This window comes from Tunturibacter empetritectus (assembly GCF_040358985.1).
GTDB classification, from domain to species: Bacteria; Acidobacteriota; Terriglobia; order Terriglobales; family Acidobacteriaceae; genus Edaphobacter; species Edaphobacter empetritectus.
This window is the reverse complement of record NZ_CP132932.1, coordinates 1,716,690-1,735,277: the sequence shown is the minus strand read 5'-3', so window position 1 is coordinate 1,735,277 and position 18,588 is coordinate 1,716,690. Positions and strand designations below refer to the sequence as shown.

Sequence of the window (18,588 nt, the reverse complement as noted above, 5' to 3'; positions counted from 1 at the left end):
CGGGATGGCGATCGCGCAGGTTTTGTACTCTTGTGTATTTATTCTCTACTTCAAGGGTAGCTAATTTGACATAACTCGTGCGCAAGGTGGATCTCGTTGACTGTTATAGAGATAGATGAAACTGGGACTTGACAGACGAATTTTCCTGTAAAAACGGGAGTTGACGAGCTGCCACCCTTCAAATTTCGGGCCTGTTCTCTGATCAAGCCTGTACCTTCATTCGATGCGTTGCCGGTAGTAATTCCTGGATGGGTGACTTGGCGATTTATCACTCATTGAGGACTCGGATCTAGAGTCCTTCCATCTACGCCATCCAACACGAGTCGACGCTTTTGCGGTGATCTGAGGTTCTACCGGCAGATTGAGCTGCTCGGTCGTTCGAGAATTCTGGATAAAATTCTTCGTTTTTAGGTGGACGTGCCATACAATTGGCCGCAGAAATCCACCCAAAAATCCACCGTTTTGAGCTAAATGACCAAACTTCTAAAGTTTCTTTCCCTGCCTATACTGTTTGTTGCTCTTTCCCTAAGCATAACGGGATGCTCTGGCGGCTCCAGCCGCAGCGCAACTACTAACGGCGGCGGGAGCACCACGCAGACTCCGGCACCCGCCGTCACGGGCGTGTCTCCAGCAAGTGTTCCTGCGGGCTCGGAAGCGTTCACGCTGACAGTAACGGGAAGCAATTTTCAACCGCAGTCGGCGATCAAGTGGAACTCAACCGCACTCACGACCACTTATGGGAACGCAACGACACTCACCGCGACAGTGCCCGCGAACCTGGCGGCGGCGACGTTGGTTGCAAACGTAACGGTTGCAAATCCGGATGGTCAGGTTTCGGTCGGCGGTTCTTCGTCCCAGCAGGTCTTAGTGACGAACCCGAAACCGACGCTGACGGGTATAACACCGAACTCTCTGTATGCAGGCTCTGCGGATACAACATTTACGCTGACCGGCGCAAACTTTAGCTCTTTGTCGGTGGTTGCATCTGGAACGACTTCGCTCGCGACCACGCTGGTCGGCAGTACGCAGCTTACGGCTGTGGCTCCGGCCGCGCTACTGGCATCTGTGGGCACTTTGAGCTTGACGGTATCGAATCCCGCACCGGGCGGTGGCAGCTCGCAGAGCGTCGCAGTTTCTCTTCTTCAACACCCGGCTGAGCTTGACTCGCTCGCTCCCTCCACCGTGCCGCTCAGCAATTCACCACAGACGGTCACGTTGAGCGGCAGTTACTTTACGCCTACGACGGTCGTCTATGCCAGCGGCACCGCGCTCTCCACGCATTTCATCTCGACTACTTCGATCCAATTCACGGTTCCTGCCAGCTTAATCTCTTATACGACGGGAACGATACCGATCGCGGTTGTCGATTCAGCATCTGGAGTTAAGGGCGATAATACGGTCACGCTGCCGATCGTGAATCCTGTGCCTGTGCTTAACAGCCTCTCAGCGATGGCAGTGACGGCAGGAGCGCCGGATTTCCTGCTTGTGCTCAATGGAAGCAACTTTCTTCAATCGTCAACGATTCTCATCAACGGAACCGCGGTGCAGCCGTTCTCCACGGGCCAGTTGAGCGCTGTTGCCACGGTCACGGTACCGGCGAGTGTGCTTTCGACCGTCGGCCCGGTCACGATTGCGGTCTCGAATCCAGCCCCCGGTGGCGGCACGTCCCAGGCGCAAACGTTGAATGTAATCAGTGCGAGTAATCGTGTGCGGACAGTGAACGTCGCGGCGGCGGATCTGGGCTGGGATAGCGTCCACAATGTCCTTGTCGCGTCGACTCTTTCCAGTTCGACGAACAATCCAAACAGCATCGTGACGATCGATCCGCTCCAGGGAACCGTGATTGCATCCCAGACGCTGCCGAGTCAGCCGGCCGGCATCTCTGTCACCTCCGACGGCACCTACATCTACGCGACACTGCCGTCGACGGGCCAGATCGAACGCCTCATCCTTCCATCGCTTACACCGGACATCACATTTGCCCTGGGCGAGGGCGCCAACGGCGTGATGAATACGACGGCGGCTGTGACTGCTGCTCCGGGAAAGCCGCATACGGTCGCCGTTTCGCTCCATACAGGCGACACGAATCCCGAGAGCGCAGTCGGAGGCGTTGCGGTCTACGACGACGGTATCTCGCGAGCCGCAATTGTTGGTCCGCCGGCGTACCCCAATGTTTATGACACGCTGGTCTGGGGCAAAGACAGCACAACTCTTTACGGGACAGACTCGGCTTATTCGGGTGGACCGGAGGATGTGTTCTCGGTAACGGCCAGTGGCATCACCCTCGCGCAAACGTACACCGGCGCACTTGGTGATTTCGTGAAGCATCTCGCCTACGATCCTTCGACCGGGAACCTGATCGACGGCTATGGGCATATTTTGAATGCAGCGACCGGTCAGTCGATGGGACTGCTGCAGGTCCAGAACACCCTCTCCAACGGGCAAAATCCTTTTGCGCTGGATACTGCGCAGCGCGTCGGCTTCTATGTGAACGTCAACAGCTCTTACAGCAGCAATCCCGCTCCGAATGGAGAGTACATTCAGGCTTTCGGCCTCGATCGGTTCAATTACATCAACTCGATGCTGGTCGAAGGTCTCGAGGGCGCTTCGACCATTGTTCGCTGGGGAGCGAGCGGGCTTGCGGCAAATGGCGCCTCGCAGGTCTACCTGATCGATGGCTCGTTTGTTACGCCTACGGGTGTTACGTCCGCGGTTGGCGGCTTTGTCGCGCCCTCGCCTACGCTCGCGTTGGTAACGCCGGTCAGCGTTGCGGTGGGGAGTGCGGACACGCAGGTGACGCTGACGGGCCGCGACTTTACGCAGTCCTCTCAAGTGACGTGGAACAATCAGAACCTGTTGATTGACTCCATCTCCGACACCCAGATGGTCGTCACGATTCCCGCGGCAGCGCTAGGCCAGCCGGTGGCAAGCTTACTCGCGGTCAGCAACGGTCCGGGAACAGGCAGTTCCAATTCGATAGGCTTCACAGTGGTTCCAAATCTGGGTGCCAACGCGCAGATGCAGGTACTCAATGTCTCAGGCAACGATCTTGCCTGGGACGCCGCACGCAACCTGCTTTACGTTTCGGTTCCCGCTGGCGATCCCATATCGCCCAACACCATTGCCGTCATCGACCCGGTCGCTGCTGCTGTCCGGCAAATGATTCCCGTTGCCGACCAACCGAGCACCATTGCGCTCTCTGACGATGGAAGCTATCTGTATGCGGGCTTTTCAGGCCAGGCAATCGTTCAGCAGTATTCGTTGCCGTCCTTTTCACTGAGTCTCACGATTCCGATGGGTGCGGGAGCCACGGGCACGGTAGGCACGCAAGGTAGTTGCGCGTTTCCTGCAGCGATGAAGGTAGCTCCCGGCAATCCTCAAACGATTGCGGTATCGGAAGGCATAGCGAACGTTGAGCCCAACGGCTGTCTTCTCGCAATTTATGACAACGCTACTGCTCGTCCGAACACCCTCTCGTACTATACAAGCGGCGTCGAGTTCAGCAGTCTTGCATGGGGCGCGGATGCGAATACGCTTTACGGTCAAGTGCAAAATGGGATTTCGCCGCAAGAAATCTACAGCGTTACCGTTTCCCCGTCCGGCGTATCGCCTGCGAACGGTCTCAATTCGGGCGGCTTCGGATTGCAGGTTCATTTCGATCCGGGAACCAAGCTGCTCTACAGCGACTCGGGTGTGATTACAAATCCGGTCGGGCCGGTGCAGGTCGGTAAGTTCGATTCTGGTCAGGGCGTCCTGGTAGCCACGGACTCGGCATTGAAGCGAGCCTTCGTCCTCACGTCCTCGAGCACGGTCGGGATCAACAACTCAGGGCAGGGAGCCAACTCGTACACGCTGAACATCTATGACCTGAACACGCAGGCGCTGCTGAAGACGATAGCGATTCCGGACGTGCTGGGCGCTCCAGTGCGCTTTGTTCGCTGGGGAACGAAGGGGCTGGTCTTCGTGACTTCGAACTGGCCGAGTGAAGGCACCACAGTAGGTGCCCTGTATATCCTTCAGGGTAGCGACATCTCTGGCACGCCATAGCCGAAGTGCTGTACACGACAAGCCAAAGTTGTGGCTTGCACTAGCTTTCGTGAAGAAGGCTCAGGCCTTTTACTCGGCAATGTTGCTCGAGCGAGCCCGGGAACTTGACCCTCGACTGTTGCTAACAGGCCAATGCGCTTATCCAGCACCGATCTGGTCAGGATTGGCAACGCTAAATGCGCCTTCGTCATTTTCTATGGATTGTCCGCAGCTTGGCATGGACGGCGATGGGCTGAATTTGGAGACCTACTGTTTCTGTCACTGCTTCTTTTCGAGGATGGGGGCTATGGCCTTGCCGGCGTTGGCGGGGATGGTTCTGGGGCGGGCGGCGGGGGCTATCTGGGTGGCGAGGTTGGGGGGCCAGTAGGGGTCGGTGGCGGCGACGGGGCCTAGTGGGACGTCAGGGATCTTGGTGCTGATGGTGGCGTTCATGGTGTCGATAAAGGCGTTGGCGACGACGGCGTATCCGACGTTGGTGGGGTGAATGCCGTCGAGGGCGAAGATGCCGCCGAGAAAGCTGGAGGTACCGGTGTAGCCGTTGATGGTGACACCATTGGTGAAGGCCTGGTTGAAGAGGGCGTTGATGTCGACGAGGGTGGCGTTGGCGGCTTTGGCCTGGGCGGCGATGACCTGGTTGAAGGCTGTGACCTGGGACTGGACGGTGACGACCTCGGCGGCGGAGAGGACGCCGGCGTCGCTGATGGGTCCCTTCTGGAGGCCTCCGAGGATAAGCGGGATCTCGGCGGTGCCGGTGGGGTTGACGAGGTCGCCGGGAACGATGCCGAGGATGGCGCTGAGTTCGGCAGTGGGGAGGCCGGTTTCGGCAGAGACTTCGCCGAGGACGAGGGCTGCGGGGGTGAGATAGGGGACGCGGGTGACGTCGGGGATGTTGCCGATGACGAGATGGGCCGGGGCCTTGGTGGTGAGTTCGGTGATGAGGGCCTGGTACTGGCTGGTGAAGGTGGCGACGGAGGTCATGCTGCTGGGCATGCCGGTCTCGTCGGCGACGAGGGCGTCGTTGTTGCCGATCCAGAGGAAGATGGTGGTGGGCTGGGCGTTGACGGCGAAGGTGGCCTGGCTGTTGGCCTGTCCGTAGCCGAGGCCGGGGAAGCCGAGGACGAGCTGGTTGAGCTGCTGCTGGCCGGGTGCGGGGTTGACCAGCGGGACGGTGTTCATGACGTCGTTGAGCAGGGCTCCGGGGACGGCTAGGTCGGTGACCTGGGTGGCGAAGTTGTCGCGGCCAGTGGTTGTGCCGGGAGCGGAGGTGATGACGGGCGGGGGGCCGAGCGATTCGAGCTGGAGGACGTTGGGCGCGCCGGGGTAGGCGATGAGGGGCTGGACGATGTTGAAGCCGGCCTGAGCGGCGAGGACGGGCGCCCAGCCGTGGACCTGGGTGGTGTCGAGGAGGGAACCGCTCTGGAAGCCTGCGGTGAGGGAGTCGCCGAGGAAGACGGTGTTGGAGAAGTTTCCTGCGTTCTTTGCCTGCTGGGCCTGGAGAGCGGCGAGCTGTTTGGCGGCGTTGCTGCTGGCGCTATCGCTATTGCAACCGGCGAGGGGGACAAGGGCGAGAGTTGCGGCTAGGCTGGTGTGCAGCAGGACTGAACGACTATTCATTTTCATGGCGACAGACTTACCCCTTGGAGACCGTCGCGAACTCCGGGTGGAGGCGCGTCGGGTGTGCTTTCTTCAGACGTGGCTTTGTATCACACTCGGGGTGCGATGGGGAATAAGAAGCTGTCCTGCCGGACGGGCCTCCTACGCTCGGCCACCCCGCAAACTAAGACCTGTTTGCGGGGACCCCGGTGCGTGCGGGCGTTCGCACGCCTCTCTAAAGCTTCGCGTGGTCCTCCCGTTGGTCGGAATCATCTTTCCCTCTGACCGGTGGGCGGGTTGAAGACGGGCAAATGTTCAACCGTATGCAACGAAGGAGAGGACGTTGCCGTCGGGATCTCGCACATGGAAATCAGTTCCGCCCCAGGGGTGCTTTGTGACCTTTTGGGCAAACTCCACATTTCGTGACTTGAACTCTTTGAAGAGGTCTTGAACGTTTGCGACTTCGATGGAGACGATGATCAGCGACTTCTCCTGAGCGGCGACTTGAGCGAAGAAGGGTTGGTGGACGAAGCGGAGGTGCAGGCAGACGCCATCTCGAGAGACTGCGCCATAAAACGGTGGCAGACCGTGGAGGAAGTCGATCTCAAAGCCCAGCTTCTGTTGGAAGAAGGCAGCGCTTGACTCGACATTGTGCACGAGCAGGATGGGGGTGACCTTTTTCAGGAATGGCTGGCTGGACGGAGCGCGCGGCGTCCTGGTGGCTCCGGCGGTTGCGGCTTTCAGATCCGCCCATCTTTGATATCCGGCTTCAACCGCGACGATCTCCTGCGCTAATGCAAGAGTGAACTTGAGCGCCAGCACCTCCTGGTCGGTTAATGACCGATAGCGTTCGAGGCGGCGTACTCGTTCGCCTATGGAGTAGTCTCGTTCGCGATGCCAGCGGAGGAACAGTTTGGCTTGCTTGCGGTAGGTTTCAATGGTGGGCATAGGCGCATCCCTGCTGAGATTTTTTCAGCGGGCGGGCCTGGCCCTTTCGGCGGGATGCCGACGTGCCCCACGGGAACAGCCTTATGGTAGGGCGGAAGATATCTACTGTCAATCGGCATCATTCGCTACTTTCAGCGTCTCCGCGCGTTCGCCGAGATTCGCCGGAGGTCCGTATCTGGAGAGGTATCTGCTGGAGTGGGCGGCGACGGTAGGATAAGGATGTGAAGAGCTGGGTGGAGGTTTCGGAGCGGCGGCTGACGGCGAACTATGGGCTGCTGCGGGAGGCGGCGGGTGGTGAGACCGCGGTGCTGGCGGTGGTGAAGGCCAATGCGTATGGGCATGGGGCGGCGGTGTGCGCTCCAGTGCTGGCGCGGGCGGGGGCGGAGTGGGTGGGGGTGACCGATGTGGCAGAGGGTGCGGCGGTGCGGGAGGCTCTGGCTGCGGCTGGGATTTCGCGTAGAGAGCAGCCGGAGATTCTGGTGATGTCGGGGTTGCTGCGGGAGGATGCCGGGGATGTGATTCGGCATGGGCTGACGCCAGTGGTTTGGCTGAGGGAGCAGATGGAATGGCTGGCGGAGGCTGCGGGTCGGAGCGGTGGAGTGGTGGTGCCGGTTCATGTGGAGATAGATACCGGCATGGCTCGGCAGGGAGTTGCGCCAGGACGTGAGTTGGAGCAATTACTCGCTTGGGTGTCGGGACAGACGGCGGTGCGGGTGGATGGGGTGATGACGCACTTTGCGTCGTCGGAGATGGCGGGGTCGGCGCAGACGGTGGAGCAGAGGAAGAGATTTGAGGAGGCGATGGGTGCGGTTGCGGCGGCGGGGTTGCGGCCGGAGTGGGTGCATGCGGGGAACTCTTCGACGGTGGATAACCAGGGTGCGGAGGGAAACCTGGCTTGGCTGCGTCGGCTGGCGACTCGAGTTGGGGCGCGATCGATGGTGCGGGCGGGGATAGCGCTTTATGGGTATTGTCTGCCGATTGAGGGTGGGGGTGTGAGTGAGGTGCGTCAGGCGCTGCAGCCGGCGATGACTTGGAAGACGCGGGTGATTGGGGTGCGCGAGGTAGAGGCTGGAGAGACGGTTGGGTACAACGGGATCTTTGTGGCGGAGCGGGCGATGCGGTTGGCGCTGCTGCCGGTGGGATATGCGGATGGACTGCGGCGGGAACTTTCGGCGTCGAATGCACGACCGGGTGGGTGGGCGATGGTGAAGGGGCAGCGGGCGGCGATTGTGGGGCGGGTGTCGATGAACCTGACTATTGTGGATGTGAGCGGGATTGCGGGGATTGCGCTGGGGGATGAGGTGGTGGTGCTGGGGGATGGGGTTACGGCGGAGGATCATGCTTGGCTGGCGGGCACGATCGCTTATGAGATTGTGTGCGGGGTGCGGCCGGCGCATCGGTGTGGGATTGCGGGTTAAGTGCGCCCTGCGCGGACGGCGGTCACTTCGTGACTTGTATACCCCTTCGGTTGGCGCTTCCGTTGGTCGCGAGGGATGATTGTGCCGACCATCGGGAGGCCCGGGGCGAAGCCGGTATACGCGTCACGAAGTGACCGCAGCCCGCGTAGGGCGCCCGTCCGGCAGGACTTCTCTGAGGAAGGCGAGCATGGCCTCGTTGAACTGCTGGGGGCGCTGGAGCGGGGCGAAGTGGCTTACACCTTTCAGGAAGAGAAGCTTTGCGTCCGGGATGTTGTGGGCGAGATATTCAGCGTGTTCGTCGCGGATGAACTCGTCGTGTTCGGCTTGAACGATGAGGACGGGCACGCTGATCCGGGATAGATCGTGCGCGGTGTAGTTGGGCTGCGACTTCATCATGACGCCGACGGCTTCGGCGAAGTGGTGGAAGTCGTCGGGTGTTGGGGAGAGCTGGGCGTAGTCCTGCAAGTGGCGGGAGAGGCAGCGGGAGAGTAGGGGGTTATGCTGGTCGATTTGTTTGAGGCCGGAGGGATCCATGTTGCAGCCGAAGAAGAAGGCAGCGGCGACACGGTTGGGAGCTTGGGCGGCGGTGATAAGAGCGATGCAGGCGCCGTCGCTCCAGCCGATGAAGGACGCTTGTTTGAGGTTCAGGGTGTCCATGACGGCGAGGACGTCTGAGGCCATGAGTTCGTAGGAGTAGGGACGGGTGTCGCGGGTGCTGCGACCGTGGCCGCGGCTGTCGATGAGGATGACGCGGTGGCCGGCTTCGAGGAGCGCGGGGGACCTGGTAGCCCCAGTTGCCACTGTGGCCGAGGCCGCCGTGGAGCAGGATGACGGGTGCGCCGGTGCCATAGGTGGCGTACCAGATGCGTGCTCCCTCGTGTTCGACGTAGCCGTGGTCGTTGCCGTGGTTCGGGAGTGGCGGCAGTGCGACGCCCTGGGCTTCGAACTTGTTCAGGTCGTCGTCATGGATCTCATCTTGAATCTTGCTTTGGATCTTGCTATGGATCTCTAACTTCATCTCTGTGTGGACCTCCTCGAGCTGCTGTAGGAGAAGTCTATCGTTGTGGTGGAGTGGCAGTCATTTGCGTGCATGACGGGTGGGCCATTAACATCAGGCTAAGAGAAACGAGGAATCATTTCATGGAATCCATCAACGGAGCGCGTCGTACCGAAGATATCGCGCTCGATCTACTCAAGTTCGTGGCATCGCACGCTAATGTTGGAAACAAGTCGGCTGGCTCGACTGGTTTTGGTTTGCCGACGTCGTCGAAGAGTGAGGACCAGGTGACGCATCTGCTCGAGCTGTATGCCCGCTGCCGCGAGGTGGTTGAGGCTCCGGTCGAAAAGAAGTAGTGGCACAGGAAGGTGTGGCGCAGGAAGGTGTGAGGCCGACGCAGGCTCTGCGGGTCGCGGTGATTGGGGCGGGAGCCTTTGGGCGAAATCATCTGCGGGTGCTGCGGGAGTTGCAACAGGCTGGGCAGGCGGTAGAGCTGGTAGCCGTGGTGGATCGCGATTCGGCAACTGTGGCTGCGGCTTCGGAGAGGTTCGGTGTGCCTGGCTTTGCGACGATTGAGGCTTGCCTGGCTGGAATCCGGAATGGGGTGGGGCGGCTTGATGCGGCTTCGGTGTGTGTGCCGACCGTGCATCATGCGAGCGCTGCTGCTCCGCTACTGGCGGCTGGGGTGGATCTGCTGATCGAGAAGCCACTGGCGGCTAGTCTGGCTGATGCTGATGCGATTCTGGAGATGGCTCGCAGGCACGGGCGCATCGTGCAGGTCGGGCATCTGGAGCGGTTCAATCCGGCGGTGACGGCGGCACGGGAGCACCTGCATAAGCCGATGTTCTTTGAGGCGCACCGGTTGAGCATCTTTACGCCGCGTTCGCTCGATGTGGATGTGGTGCTGGACCTGATGATTCATGATCTGGATATTGTGCTGAGCCTGGTGGCGTCGCCGGTGCGCGAGGTGCGGGCGGTGGGACTGCCGGTGCTGTCGCGCAAGGTGGATATCGCGAATGTGCGGGTGGAGTTTGAGAACGGATGTATTGCGAACTTTACGGCGAGCCGGGTGAGTACGGAACGGGTGAGGAAGCTGCGGTTCTTTCAGCCGCATCAGTATCTTTCGCTGGATTTTGCGCGGCAGGATCTGTTGATGATCGACGTGACGGCGGCTGCTGGGATGGATCCGGCTATGCTGGCTGCGATGGCGGAGAAGGCGCAGTTGGCTGGGGCGCTTTCTGGTGGGCATCCTTCGGCGGGGCTGTCGCTGAAGAAGGTGACGGTAGAGCTGGGGGAGCCGCTGCGACTGGAGATTGAGGCGTTCCTGCGGGCGGTGCGGGAGCGGACTCGGCCGGTGGTGTCGGGCGAGGATGGAAGGGCTGCGCTGGCGTTGGCGCTGGAGATCAATGAGGCGATTGCAGTGCATGCGGAGCGGGCAGGGCTGGGGGATTTTCTGTAACTCAGGAGCTCTTGTGATGGAAGCCGCGCGGATGCTCTGAGATTTTCAGTTGGTTGGTTAGTGCGATCACATGCCCGAACAACTGCCATTTAGCTGCGGAGCACGAAAGATTAAAAAGCTTTCGTGCTCCGTGACTTGAAACGGCTGTCAACGAATTTAACGCCAATATCCACGGTGATAGCGATAACCGCCGTGCCATCGGTCATAGCTGCCTGGAATCCAGACAACACCTGGACGTGGGGGACGACCCCAGTGACCTGGGGCCCAAACATACCGCTGTCCATCCCACCGATGATAGCCGCCCTGCCATACGTACCCCGGTCTTGGTGGTGGTCCATAATGCTCGACGACGGGCGGCGGTGGACCGACGCGGATGACGACCTGCGCTTGAGAGGCAAGGGGTAAGAGCGAAGAGTACAACGCTAAGACTGCGAGTCTTTTGAGCATGAATCCCTTTCTTGGTTGGATACGTATGACTTGGGCACGTAAAAGCCGAGTTGCTGTGCTTCTCGGGAAGGCACTACAGACTTTTAGCGCGGCGGGACGCCTGGGTCAGTAGCGGCATTGTGATTGCGGTCATAAATATGCTGAGAAGTACGATCCTGCTGGCGAGCAATTTTGTGGCGGTCCTGTGCCGTAAGGTGGCCGTTATCGGCGGCGCGCATCTTGCTCTGTTCCGCGTTCAGATGAGCTTGGTGGGCGTCGGCGGCTGCGGCGCCCTTAGGTGTGATCTGGCCATCGGCGACGCCTTTATTAATGCGAGCCTGTTGATTGGCGTCTCGGGCGTTCACCGAGTGACGTTGCTCATACGTAGTGCTCTGGGCCAACAGGTTGGAGACGGGTAGTGCCACGAGTGATGCCGCGAGCAGAGTAGCTTTCCAGTTCATAGTGTATTTTCCCCTTGATAATTGCCTAATTGGAGATCATCGAACTGTCTCCCGTGCTCTCTGTAGGAACCCAGGAATGGCTTGCGGGTTGCGTTCGTGTCCGAAAAGTATCAAGAGGAGTGAACCTGTATCGAAAGATGCGAGATATTCACTTTGGAGATTTTCCCTGTGTCCTACTGCTGTATAACAGGCATCTCGTCCAAGCCGCTGGTAGCAGCATGGTGAGAGGTCAGCTTCGCGCTTCGACAGATCTCGCCGGAATAAAGCGATCGGTCTGCTCCCAGGAGTCAGTCCATTTTTTTTACGGGGACGGTGTCGGGGATCTTTAGTTCGAACTGATCGTCTTCGAGCTTTTGATTGAGGGTCAGCTTGGTGAGGGTGAGGGTCAGGGTGTACTGGTCCTGCGGGCGCACGATCTGGATCTTCATGGGAAAGGGCGTGTCGCCGAACTTCTGGTAGTTGCTGTAGAAGGCGCGAGTGATGATGGTGCCATCAGGGCCGTAGATGTCCTGCTGGTAGGGGAGCAGGTTGGCGCGGCCGATGTGAATGACGCGAACGGCATGGGCAGTCTGGCCCTTGGGCTGTGCGAGAAACTCTAGGTCGTAATCCTGCTCTTCGATGAGATCTTTGGCGTTTTTTTCGTTGGCGACGACCCTGGTGTCCTGGGTGAGGGAGACGACCTGGTCGGGGCCGAGGCCGTGGATGAGAAGCGAGTCGAAGAAGACGGCAGGGCGGAGATTTTCGAGACCGTTGGTGGAGGGTTTGGTGACCTCGCTGGTGCCGGTCATGGCGAGGTTGCGCTTGGGCACCCAAAGCTTCCAGGTCTTGCCGTCGCTGACCATGTCGAGGGCTACCGAGCCGAGAAAGGGGACGCGCAACAGGACGCGGAGGTCCTGCGGCTTTCTAAGGAAGATGTATCCGGCGAAGCTGGGGTACTGGGTCTCTTTGCCCTGGCGGCCGCCTCCGGTGGTGGCGACGATCTCGATACTGGCGTTCATGGTCTGGACGGCGCTGAAACGAACGTCGACCTGTTTGAGGAGATCTTCGAGTTCGGCGTTGAGGACGACATCGGCTGGACGGGTCTTAGGGACGATGCGGGTATGGGTCAGGCAGCCGGTTAGCGCCGGAGCCAGCCCAAGGATTGCCATCGCCGCCGCTTGTCTTATCCTCATGAGCACAAACTTCAAGTATATCTTTTCCGGTTCGGTTCCCGTGGTTCGGGCCGTGACGCGGCGATCTTCGACTATTCCGTGTACGAATTGGATGTCTTGAGGCTCCGATGCGCTTCCGAAACTTCTGGCTAAAGCGCGGTTGGCTAAAGCACTTCTCCCGTTGATGGGTATCCCGAAACGGGCGTGCAGCGTCGTTTTCATTGGGGAAAACGCCCATTGATATCTCTTCCCCGCGCTACACCTGCGGGAGAAATGCTCTAGGGGGTAACTCCGGTGCCGGTAAGCTGTTGCTTCTGTGCGGCGCGATAGGACTGGACCTGCTGGGCGTGCTCCTGCAGGGTGGTGGAGAAACGGGTGTGGCCGGAGGCGTCGCTGACGAAGTAGAGGTAGTCGGTGCGGGCGGGGCGCATGGCGGCTCGGAGGGCGGCGAGGCCGGGGTTGGCGATGGGTCCGGGGGGCAGGCCGGCGTGTTTGTAGGTGTTATAGGGTGAGGGAGACTGGAGATCGGAGGCGTAGATGGTGCCGCGCCAGTGATTGTTGAGCAGGGCCGCGTAGATGACGGTGGGGTCGGTGGCGAGCGGGATGCCTTTGGCGAGGCGGTTAACGAAGACGCCGGCTACGAGGGGGCGCTCGGCATCCTGGCGGACTTCTTTTTCGACGAGGGAGGCCATGATGACGGTGCGGGAGACGTCGTTGGTGAGACCGATCTGGGCGGAGACCTGGTGGAAGCGGCGGACCATGGCGGAGAGGATCTGGAGCGGGGTGGCGTGCCGGGAGAGCTGGTAGGTGTCGGGGAAGAGATAGCCTTCAAGGGATGCGGGGGGCGGTCCATCGGTCCAGGCTGAGATGAGTTCGGTGTGCTGGCGTTCGGCGGCGAGAAAGGCGTCGCGGGGGCCGAAGCCGGCTGCCTCGGCTGCCTGGGCGATGTCGAAGATGTTGAAACCCTCGGGGATGGTGAAGGCGCGGGTGTAGATCTCGCCGTGGAGGATGTGCTGGTAGACGTCGGTCATGGGGAGCTTGCCCTCGAAGCGGTACTCTCCGGCTTTGAGGGTGCCTCCCATTTTGAGGCGCAGGAGGTAAAAGGCGTAGCGGCTGCGGATGATGCCGCTCTTTTCGAGCTGGGTGGCGATGGTCTCGGTGCCGGTGCCGGGGAGGATGTCGAGGAAGGTCTCGGTGGAGGGGCCGTAGGGCAGGTAGATGACGCCGGCTGCGACGGCCAGGGCGATTAGCAGAAGCAGGAGGAGGAAACCGAGAAACTTCAAATGGGTGTCTCCGCTTTCGGGCTTGGAAGAAGTGGGCTGTCGCCGGGTTGCCGACGGGATCTGGCCGGAGTCGTTGGTGCGCCGGTTTCATTTTACGGCTGCTGGCAGAGAATCGGGGAGCGCGGGGCCGGTGGACTCAACTTTATGACTGCCGGGGAAGGTCCGGGGAAGATTCGCTGGTGGCCTCTGACCTAGAACAGGCTCGGCAGTACTGATTTTATGAGTGCTTTCTGAGGTCCGACCGAGAGAGGGTGGTGTTCCGCAGAGGTTGAGCGGCGCGTAGGAGGAGCGCAAGGGGTGGTTTTGCGGTCCGCCATCGTATAATCGAGTTTTGATCAGAGAGCGTTGACGCGCGAAGGGTTGCGCGCTCGCCAGTACCATCCGGAAGGCCCCATGCCAGAACAAGTAAAAAAGAGGCTTGCAGAAGAGATCAAGTTGCTGGAGCACGAACTTACGACCGAACTCCCTGCAGAGATCAAGAAGGCCGTCGCACTGGGCGACCTAAGTGAAAACGCGGAATACCACATGGCCAAGCAGCGCCAGGTCTTCGTCAACGCCCGGTTGGGGCAGTTGAAGAAGCGGATGGGCGAGCTGGCGATGGTGAACCTGGTGAATATCCCCAATGACAAGGTTGGATTCGGCTCACGCGTGACAGTCTTCGACTCGAGCAAGGACGAGGAGATCAAGTATCAGCTGGTGACCAGCGAGGAGTCGGACGTGTCCAAGGGTCTGATCTCGACGACTTCTCCGATTGGCCGGGCACTGCTGGGCAAACAGGTTGGCGACTCCGCGACGGTGATTACGCCGAACGGCAAGCGCGAACTTGAGATCCTCAAGCTGATGACGATTCACGACGCCCCCGAGGAAGCATAGACGCACGGCATCGCAGGCGTGGCGCACGTGTGCCGATGTGAACTCAGTGTGATAACAAGGAAGTGGTAGAGACGGGGATCGGCCCCGGAGGATTTGCTTTTTGACCTGGACAAGCGCATTCGGCAAAGGCAGCGGCTGGCTGCTGCAGAAGATCGTGAACGGCCTAGCGCTGACCCGCATCTCGCCAAACGCACTGACGTTTATCGGCCTGGTGATCAACATCATCGCGGCGTGTTTCTTTGGATTTGCGCGGCCGAATAATGCCAATCGGATGTTTCTCTATGCGGGTCTGATCATCATCGGGGCTGGCGTCTTCGACATGGTGGATGGGCGGGTAGCGCGGAAGACGAATCAGGTTTCTGTGTTTGGCGCGTTCTTCGATTCGGTGATGGATCGGTACTCGGATGTCGCTATCTTCTTTGGCTTGCTGATCTACTATGCACGCGGAAACCGCTTGTTTTATGTGGGACTGGTGGCGTTTGTGATGACGGCTTGCGTAATGGTGAGTTACACACGCGCGCGGGCTGAAGCGCTGATTGGGACCTGCAAGGTTGGGTTTATGGAGCGGCCGGAGCGTATCGTCTGCGTGATTTTGGGTGCGCTGTGCAACCGGTGGGGCGTGATGGCTCCTGCGCTTTGGGTGCTGGCGCTGTTTGCGACTCTGACGGTGATTCACCGCATTCGCTATACGTATGTGGAGACGGAGCGCAGAAAGCTGATCGCACAGGCTAAGTAGGTGAGCGGTGTCCTGCTGGACGGGCGCCCTGCGCGGGCGGCGGTCACTTCGTGACTTGTATACCGGCTTCGCCTGATCCTCCCGTTGGTCGGGGGAGGATTTTTTTCTTGCGACCAGCGGGAGCACGAACCGAAGGGATATACAAGTCACGAAGTGACCGCACCGCGCGTAGCGGTCCCGGCGGAAAGCCAGCCTTAAGACAGGATTCGCTGGAGGATGTTTGTCTTTGCGAGGTCGATAATCTCGTCGCCGCGTCCGCTGAAGACGCTTTTTGCCATGTAGAGCGAGAAGCCCTTCATCTGGTCGAGACTGATGTGCGGCGGCATGGAGAGCTCCTGTCGATTGACCATCACTTCGATCAGTGCAGGCCCCGGAGTTGCGAGTGCCGTCTTCAGTGCAGATTCGAGGTTGTTCGGTTTATCAACGTGAACTCCGTGTATGCCGATGGAGTTGGCCAGATCGGCGAAGCTGGGGTTGTCGAGGTCGGTGGCATAGTTGACGATGCCTCCGGCCTTCATCTCGAGCTCGACGAAGGCCAGAGCGCCGTTGTTGAAGACGACCATCTTGATGGGGAGCTTGAGCTGGCGGAGGGTGAGGAGGTCGCCGAGCATCATGGCGAGGCCGCCGTCGCCGGAGAGCGTGACGACCTGACGGGTGGGGAAGGCCGTTTGTGCGCCGATGGCTTGCGGGACCGCAGAGGCCATCGATCCGTGGGAGAAGGAGCCGAGGAGGCGGCGGCGGCCGTTCATCGTGAGATATCGGGCGGACCAGACGGTGGGGGTGCCTACATCGCAGGTGAAGATGGCGTCGTCGGCTGCTAACTGGTCGATGAGTTTTGCGACGTACTGCGGGTGGATAGGAGTCTTGTTGTCGTCCGGGCCGGCCAGCTCGTCCAGACCTTCGCGGACTTTTTTGTAGTCCTTTGTCTTGGTGTCAAGGTGGGCGCGATCGGTCTTTGTGGTGAGCAGGGGAAGGAGCGCGGAGAGGGTGTCCTTGATGGAGCCGACGAGACCGAGATCGACCTTGGTGCGCCGCCCGATCTGGTCGCCGCGGAGGTCCACCTGGATGATCTTCGCGTGGCTGGGGAAGAACTGCGGATAGGGGAAGTCGGTGCCGAGCATGAGCAAGACGTCGCAATCTTCCATGGCGTGATATCCGGAGCTGAACCCGAGCAGGCCGGTCATGCCGACGTCGAAGGGATTCTCGTACTCGATGTACTCTTTGCCACGGAGTGCGTGAACGATTGGGGACTTCAAGGCTTCGGCGGTAGCGATCAATTCTTTGTGCGCGCCAATGCAACCGGCGCCGCCGAGGATGGTGACCTTTGCTGCGGAGTTCAGGATCTCTGCGGCATCGCGCAGCTCGTCGTCGTTGGGGCGGATGACGGGGTTTGCGCTTCTGATAGGAACGAGGTTGTGATCGGCGGGGGCTTTGTGGAGGAGGACATCGCCGGGCAGCACGAGGACGGAGACGCCGGAGAGGTTGATGGCGGTGCGCATAGCGATCTCGAGCACGCGGGGCATCTGCTCGGGGATGCCGACCATCTCGCAGTAGTGGCTGCACTCTTTGAAGAGATTTTGCGGATGGGTCTCCTGAAAGTAGTTGGTGCCGATCTCGGTGCTGGGGATGTGGGCGGCAATGGCGAGCACGGGGACACGATTGCGATGGCAGTCGAAGAGGCCGTTGATGAGATGGAGATTGCCAGGGCCACAGCTTGCGGCGCAGACTGCGAGGGAGCCGGTGAGGTGGGCGTCCGCGCCTGCGGCAAATGCGGCGACCTCCTCGTTGCGCACGTGGACCCATTCGATGGTGCCGTCGCGGCGGAGGGAGTCGGTAAATCCGTTGAGCGAGTCGCCCGGGAGGCCGTAGACGCGCTTTACACCAGCGTTCTTCAGGCTTTCTACGATCAGGTCAGCGATTGTCTTTGCCATGGAGCACTCCATTTGTCTGTTTTATGAATCACCTGGTTGATGATGGGAGGACAGTTGACGGTTTGCGATGCGTTCGTAGTGGTATTGCTTTATCTTGAAGACTTCGTTGAGATAGACACCCTTTGATGGCGCTGCGCAAAATGCTGCAAACTCCTCCGGCGGAACGTTGAAGTACCGATAGACACCCCGGTTCCCGCGATAGACGAGGGTGAGGATTCGGCCTTCGTCGTTGTAGGACATGGCGGCGATGACGCTGGAAGGCATTCGGGGGAAGACTCCCGTAGACTTGGATGCGATGAGTGTGAAACCAGTTTTGTTAATTCATGGCGGTGCGTGGGCGATGCCTGACGACGCCATCGCTGCTCACGAAGCCGGTATCGCGAATGCTCTGGTTGCCGGTTATGCTCTGCTGGAACGAGGCGCTGCTGCGGTGGATGCCGTGGAGGCCGCTGTCGCAGTGATGGAGGACGATGACACCTTCGACGCGGGGCGTGGATCGTTTCTGACGCAGGATGGCCGGGTGCAGATGGATGCTCTGCTGATGAACGGGGAGAATCTTCGCACGGGCGGCGTGGCTTGCGTGGAGCGGCTGCGGAATCCGATACGGGCGGCTCGGCTGGTGCTGGATAAGTCGCCGCATGTGTACTTTGTCGGTACCGGGGCGGAGAGGTTCGCGCGGCAGCATGGCATGGCGCTGTGCGACAACATGGAGCTGGTGGTGCCGCGGGAGCGGGAGCGGTTGTATAAGGCTCAAGCTGATGAGCTGGCGGGCCTGCCGGATGAGACCTTTTCAGGAAGTCTTGAGTCGCACGATACGGTGGGCGCGGTGGCGCTCGATGGACATGGAAATATCGCGGCGGGGACGAGTACGGGCGGGACGTTGAATAAGGCGCCGGGGCGGGTGGGGGACTCTTCGCTGATAGGGTGTGGGTGCTATGCGGATAATCTTTCGGCGGCGGTGTCGCTGACGGGGTGGGGCGAGCCGATTATGAAGCTGGTGCTGGGCAAGTGGGCGGTGGATCGTGTGGCGGCTGGAGCCAGCCCTGACGAGGCTGCGCATGCGGCGATCGATTATCTCTTCGATCGGCTGGGCGGGCATGGCGGGATTATTTTGCTGGGACCGGATGGGCGCGTGGGGATGGCGCATAATACGCCGCGGATGGCCTGGGGGCTGCAGACGGCAGCGGGGAGAGAGTTCGGCGTTACTCGCAACTAGTTTGCATTGGATCGCATGCAAGCTGTGGCATCTCTTCCTCGAATCTTCT

At 60.2% G+C, this 18,588-nt stretch carries 17 protein-coding genes; 8 read left to right on the top strand and 9 right to left on the bottom strand.

Annotated elements, in window-relative coordinates; all coding sequences use genetic code 11:
* Positions 1 to 471 precede the first annotated feature (471 nt).
* Positions 472 to 4,047: an IPT/TIG domain-containing protein gene (locus tag RBB75_RS07240; RefSeq protein ID WP_353070021.1), complete on the top strand. Its 3,576-nt coding sequence runs from the start codon at positions 472 to 474 to the stop codon at positions 4,045 to 4,047.
* Between the two features lie 258 nt (positions 4,048 to 4,305).
* Here the strand turns inward: RBB75_RS07240 and RBB75_RS07235 are convergent, their stop codons facing one another.
* Complete coding sequence (locus RBB75_RS07235) at positions 4,306 to 5,661, bottom strand: SGNH/GDSL hydrolase family protein (protein ID WP_353070020.1); 1,356 nt, start codon at positions 5,659 to 5,661, stop codon at positions 4,306 to 4,308.
* Positions 5,662 to 5,955: 294 nt separating this feature from the next.
* Positions 5,956 to 6,588: a glyoxalase superfamily protein gene (locus RBB75_RS07230; RefSeq protein WP_179640204.1), complete on the bottom strand. Its 633-nt coding sequence runs from the start codon at positions 6,586 to 6,588 to the stop codon at positions 5,956 to 5,958.
* Positions 6,589 to 6,809: 221 nt separating this feature from the next.
* On the opposite strand from RBB75_RS07230, the gene alr reads away from it, so the two are divergent.
* Positions 6,810 to 8,006: an alanine racemase gene (alr, locus tag RBB75_RS07225; RefSeq protein ID WP_353070019.1), complete on the top strand. Its 1,197-nt coding sequence runs from the start codon at positions 6,810 to 6,812 to the stop codon at positions 8,004 to 8,006.
* Between the two features lie 123 nt (positions 8,007 to 8,129).
* On the opposite strand, the gene RBB75_RS07220 is transcribed toward alr, so the two are convergent.
* The gene (locus RBB75_RS07220; protein WP_353070018.1) at positions 8,130 to 8,807 is read right to left on the bottom strand and encodes an alpha/beta fold hydrolase; all 678 of its coding nucleotides are present in this window, start codon (positions 8,805 to 8,807) and stop codon (positions 8,130 to 8,132) included.
* 1 nt (position 8,808) lies between these two features.
* Here RBB75_RS07220 and RBB75_RS07215 point away from each other — a divergent pair, with 1 nt between their 5' ends.
* From RBB75_RS07215 to RBB75_RS07205, 3 genes are all read left to right on the top strand, one after another.
* Entirely contained in the window at positions 8,809 to 9,018 is a 210-nt protein-coding gene (locus RBB75_RS07215) for a hypothetical protein (protein WP_353070017.1), read from the top strand.
* Between the two features lie 128 nt (positions 9,019 to 9,146).
* Positions 9,147 to 9,359, top strand: a complete 213-nt coding sequence (locus RBB75_RS07210) for a hypothetical protein (RefSeq protein ID WP_179640202.1) — start codon at positions 9,147 to 9,149, stop codon at positions 9,357 to 9,359.
* Positions 9,359 to 10,462 (top strand): Gfo/Idh/MocA family oxidoreductase, encoded by a 1,104-nt coding sequence (locus RBB75_RS07205; RefSeq protein WP_353070016.1) that lies wholly within the window; start codon positions 9,359 to 9,361, stop codon positions 10,460 to 10,462. The genes RBB75_RS07210 and RBB75_RS07205 overlap by 1 nt, the downstream gene beginning before the upstream one ends.
* A gap of 156 nt (positions 10,463 to 10,618) precedes the next feature.
* On the opposite strand, the gene RBB75_RS07200 is transcribed toward RBB75_RS07205, so the two are convergent.
* The 4 genes from RBB75_RS07200 to mltG all read right to left on the bottom strand — a co-directional run bounded on the left by RBB75_RS07200 (position 10,619) and on the right by mltG (position 13,783).
* Positions 10,619 to 10,909 (bottom strand): YXWGXW repeat-containing protein, encoded by a 291-nt coding sequence (locus tag RBB75_RS07200; protein WP_179640201.1) that lies wholly within the window; start codon positions 10,907 to 10,909, stop codon positions 10,619 to 10,621.
* Between the two features lie 83 nt (positions 10,910 to 10,992).
* On the bottom strand, positions 10,993 to 11,349 hold the full coding sequence (locus tag RBB75_RS07195) for a hypothetical protein (RefSeq protein ID WP_179640200.1): 357 nt from the start codon (positions 11,347 to 11,349) through the stop codon (positions 10,993 to 10,995).
* Positions 11,350 to 11,636: 287 nt separating this feature from the next.
* A complete protein-coding gene (locus RBB75_RS07190; protein WP_218884865.1) occupies positions 11,637 to 12,521 on the bottom strand; it encodes a LolA family protein in 885 nt (294 codons plus the stop codon).
* A 257-nt stretch (positions 12,522 to 12,778) separates the two neighbouring features.
* Positions 12,779 to 13,783, bottom strand: coding sequence for an endolytic transglycosylase MltG (mltG, locus tag RBB75_RS07185; protein ID WP_353070015.1), 1,005 nt, complete (start codon positions 13,781 to 13,783; stop codon positions 12,779 to 12,781).
* Between the two features lie 393 nt (positions 13,784 to 14,176).
* Between mltG and RBB75_RS07180 the strand changes: the two genes are divergently transcribed.
* Positions 14,177 to 14,656, top strand: a complete 480-nt coding sequence (locus RBB75_RS07180; RefSeq protein ID WP_353070014.1) for a GreA/GreB family elongation factor — start codon at positions 14,177 to 14,179, stop codon at positions 14,654 to 14,656.
* A gap of 100 nt (positions 14,657 to 14,756) precedes the next feature.
* On the top strand, positions 14,757 to 15,392 hold the full coding sequence (locus RBB75_RS07175) for a CDP-alcohol phosphatidyltransferase family protein (RefSeq protein ID WP_179640197.1): 636 nt from the start codon (positions 14,757 to 14,759) through the stop codon (positions 15,390 to 15,392).
* Between the two features lie 194 nt (positions 15,393 to 15,586).
* Here the strand turns inward: RBB75_RS07175 and poxB are convergent, their stop codons facing one another.
* Both poxB and RBB75_RS07165 read right to left on the bottom strand, forming a co-directional pair.
* Positions 15,587 to 17,323 carry a ubiquinone-dependent pyruvate dehydrogenase gene (poxB, locus tag RBB75_RS07170; protein WP_179640196.1) on the bottom strand — a complete coding sequence of 579 codons (1,737 nt, stop codon included), beginning with the start codon at positions 17,321 to 17,323 and terminating at the stop codon, positions 15,587 to 15,589.
* Positions 17,324 to 17,344: 21 nt separating this feature from the next.
* Positions 17,345 to 17,587 carry a KTSC domain-containing protein gene (locus RBB75_RS07165; protein WP_218884863.1) on the bottom strand — a complete coding sequence of 81 codons (243 nt, stop codon included), beginning with the start codon at positions 17,585 to 17,587 and terminating at the stop codon, positions 17,345 to 17,347.
* A gap of 31 nt (positions 17,588 to 17,618) precedes the next feature.
* On the opposite strand from RBB75_RS07165, the gene RBB75_RS07160 reads away from it, so the two are divergent.
* A complete protein-coding gene (locus tag RBB75_RS07160; RefSeq protein ID WP_179640610.1) occupies positions 17,619 to 18,539 on the top strand; it encodes an isoaspartyl peptidase/L-asparaginase in 921 nt (306 codons plus the stop codon).
* Positions 18,540 to 18,588 lie beyond the last annotated feature (49 nt).

Bases quoted from the DNA above. Each gene is read 5' to 3' on its own strand.
- RBB75_RS07240 (WP_353070021.1), top strand. From the start codon at position 472: ATGACCAAACTTCTAAAGTTTCTTTCCCTGCCTATACTGTTTGTTGCT.
- RBB75_RS07235 (WP_353070020.1), bottom strand. From the start codon at position 5,661: ATGAATAGTCGTTCAGTCCTGCTGCACACCAGCCTAGCCGCAACTCTC.
- RBB75_RS07230 (WP_179640204.1), bottom strand. From the start codon at position 6,588: ATGCCCACCATTGAAACCTACCGCAAGCAAGCCAAACTGTTCCTCCGC.
- RBB75_RS07210 (WP_179640202.1), top strand. From the start codon at position 9,147: ATGGAATCCATCAACGGAGCGCGTCGTACCGAAGATATCGCGCTCGAT.
- RBB75_RS07200 (WP_179640201.1), bottom strand. From the start codon at position 10,909: ATGCTCAAAAGACTCGCAGTCTTAGCGTTGTACTCTTCGCTCTTACCC.
- RBB75_RS07195 (WP_179640200.1), bottom strand. From the start codon at position 11,349: ATGAACTGGAAAGCTACTCTGCTCGCGGCATCACTCGTGGCACTACCC.
- RBB75_RS07190 (WP_218884865.1), bottom strand. From the start codon at position 12,521: ATGAGGATAAGACAAGCGGCGGCGATGGCAATCCTTGGGCTGGCTCCG.
- RBB75_RS07180 (WP_353070014.1), top strand. From the start codon at position 14,177: ATGCCAGAACAAGTAAAAAAGAGGCTTGCAGAAGAGATCAAGTTGCTG.
- poxB (WP_179640196.1), bottom strand. From the start codon at position 17,323: ATGGCAAAGACAATCGCTGACCTGATCGTAGAAAGCCTGAAGAACGCT.
- RBB75_RS07165 (WP_218884863.1), bottom strand. From the start codon at position 17,587: ATGCCTTCCAGCGTCATCGCCGCCATGTCCTACAACGACGAAGGCCGA.
- RBB75_RS07160 (WP_179640610.1), top strand. From the start codon at position 17,619: ATGAGTGTGAAACCAGTTTTGTTAATTCATGGCGGTGCGTGGGCGATG.